The organism is Streptomyces niphimycinicus, from assembly GCF_018883605.1.
GTDB classification, from domain to species: domain Bacteria; phylum Actinomycetota; class Actinomycetes; order Streptomycetales; family Streptomycetaceae; genus Streptomyces; species Streptomyces niphimycinicus.
Map to the genome: position 1 here is coordinate 1 of NZ_JAHLEM010000471.1, position 2,260 is coordinate 2,260.

Annotated in this window: 2 protein-coding genes; one reads left to right on the plus strand and one right to left on the minus strand. The window is 72.7% G+C overall.

The features are described 5' to 3' along the window. Positions 1-226: 226 nt before the first annotated feature. Positions 227-1,129, minus strand: a complete 903-nt coding sequence (locus KN815_RS33175; protein ID WP_216345562.1) for a glycerophosphodiester phosphodiesterase — start codon at positions 1,127-1,129, stop codon at positions 227-229. 169 nt (positions 1,130-1,298) lie between these two features. Between KN815_RS33175 and KN815_RS33180 the strand changes: the two genes are divergently transcribed. Continuing rightward, the gene (locus tag KN815_RS33180; protein ID WP_216345563.1) at positions 1,299-2,033 is read left to right on the plus strand and encodes a bifunctional DNA primase/polymerase; all 735 of its coding nucleotides are present in this window, start codon (positions 1,299-1,301) and stop codon (positions 2,031-2,033) included. Positions 2,034-2,260 lie beyond the last annotated feature (227 nt).

A 2,260-nucleotide genomic window follows, 5' to 3' on the forward strand; every position in this document is an offset into this window, starting at 1 on the left:
CTCTGGGTGGCGCCTTCGCCGTCTGGGCCGGGAACCTTCCGCGCGGTCCGCTGTCCCCAGGGTCGTCTCTGTCGCGCGGATCGGGGGCTGGGCCGCTGCCCCGGGCCGGGGGCTTTCGCGGGGGTCGCGCTGCCTCTGGGTGGCGCCTTCGCCGTCTGGGCCGGGAACCTTCCGCGCGGTTCGCTGTCCCCGGCCCCCCGCCGCCCGGGCCGCTGGTCGGCCCCGCTCACTCCCCGCTGGGCGCCCGCGGCGTTCGTACGGGCGTGGAGACCAGCAGGGCCGGTGCGTCCGTGATGATGCCGTCGCACCCCAGCCGCAGCATCCGGTCCCGCTGCGCCGGGGTGTCCACGGTGTGCGCCCACACCCGCGGTATCCCGGAGGCGACGGCCCGCCGTACGTCCTTCTCGCGCGCCCGGTAGTCGACGTCCAGCAGATCGACGACGCCGCGCCAGTCGCGCGGGGTGTCGGTGCGCATCTGCCGGGCGGACCGCCACAACTGGGTCATCAGCCCCTTACGGTGGGCCTCGCGGGCCACCTCGGGGCGGTTGCTGTTGACGTAGACGGAGTCGGTCAGGCCCCGGTCGCGGATCATCCGTGCCAGCCGCGGCAGGCTCTCGGGGTCCTTGGCCTCCACCATCAAGGTGATCCGGCCGCCGAACCGGTCCAGCGCCTCGGCGACGGTCGGGGGCCGCTCGGGCCGCCAGGTGCCGCGCAGGGAGGGGTCGGGGCGCAGCCGGACGTCCCGCCACTGGGCGGCGGTCAGCGCCCGTACGGGCCCGGTCCGGTCGGTGGTGCGGTCCAGTGTCGCGTCGTGCATCACCACGAGCGTGCCGTCCCGCAGCATGCGGGTGTCGAAGTCGAGGACCTGGACGTCATGCCGCTTGAGGGCGCTGGCCAGCCCGGACATGCTGTTCTCGGGCACTTCCAGGGCGCCGCCGCGGTGCGCGGTGTAGACCACGGAGGGCTTTGCGGCCGACGGCACCGTGAGCGCGGGCTGGAGTTGTGCCGGTTCGCCGGTCGGGGGCATGAGGCGTCGTACGGCCGGACGAGCGGTGGGGTGGGCCGCGACGGCCGCCGGTATGGAGAGGCCGAGCACCACGACGGCGGTCAGAAAATGCCTGCTGATCATAGATGGAACGTTAGGCGCGAGATGCCGCGTATGCCCTGATATCGACACCCGGTCGAGGTGCTCTCACCCACCCCGGATGCGGACACCGGCCACTTCCGGAGCAGGATGGTGGCAGCATTGATCGGGTACCGGGCGTACCGCCGGTACCGGCGGTGAAGCGAGGCGGTAGATGGAACGCAAGGGCAGGTTCTCCCAGTGGCTGCGTCGGCCGAGGAGCGGAGCGGGCGGCGACCACGACACGGGAGCGGGCGCCGGTGGCGTCCGCGAGGACCTGCTCATGGCCGCCGCGGCGGCGGGATTCCCGCTCGCACCGGCCGCCCACCCCTCCGGCTACGGCTGTTCCTGTGACCGCATCGGCTGTCCCACCCCGGGCCGCCACCCCGTCTCGTTCGCCTGGCAGACCCAGGCGACCACCGACCCGGACAAGGTCGCGCAGTGGCTGCGCGCCGATCCGCGGGCCAACTTCATCACCGCCACCGGCATCGTCCACGATGTGCTCGACGTGCCCGTGGACGCCGGGCGGCTGGCCCTGGAGCGGCTGGGCGCGGCCGAGGTCGAGGTCGGTCCCGTGGCCACGAGCAGCGGCGATCTCCAGCAGGGGCGGATGCTGTTCTTCAGTGCCACCCGGGGCACGCCGGACGACGAGGACGAGTGGTGGCCCTGTGAGCTGGACTGCCACCCGGAGACGATGGACGAGCATCCGGGGCTGCGGTGGCATTGCCGGGGCAGCTATGTGCTGATGCCGCCCGCGAAGCTGCCGGGGGACGGGCATGTGGGGTGGCTGCTCGGGCCTGAGCGGCCGCTGCCGGATCCCTTGACGTTGCTCGAGACGCTTACCGATGCGTGTGCCCGCTTCGCGGGCGAGGATCAGGATCAGGCGGCTGCTTGGCCCATAGGGCGGTAGTCCTTGCCGATTCGTTGTCGGGTGCGGGCCGGTGGCCGGGTTGTGCCCACCCGTTCCGCCGGGGGGCACCTCCCAGCGGTAGCTGGGGGAGGAACGATTGCCCACAACCTGGCTTACTACTCGCCCTTTGCCGCCGTGACGCCCTCCAGGCGGTTGAGGAAGACCACCTTCGGGTCCGCCGCATCCTTCGCGGGGACCCGCACCGCCGACTCCGAAACCCTCGTCAG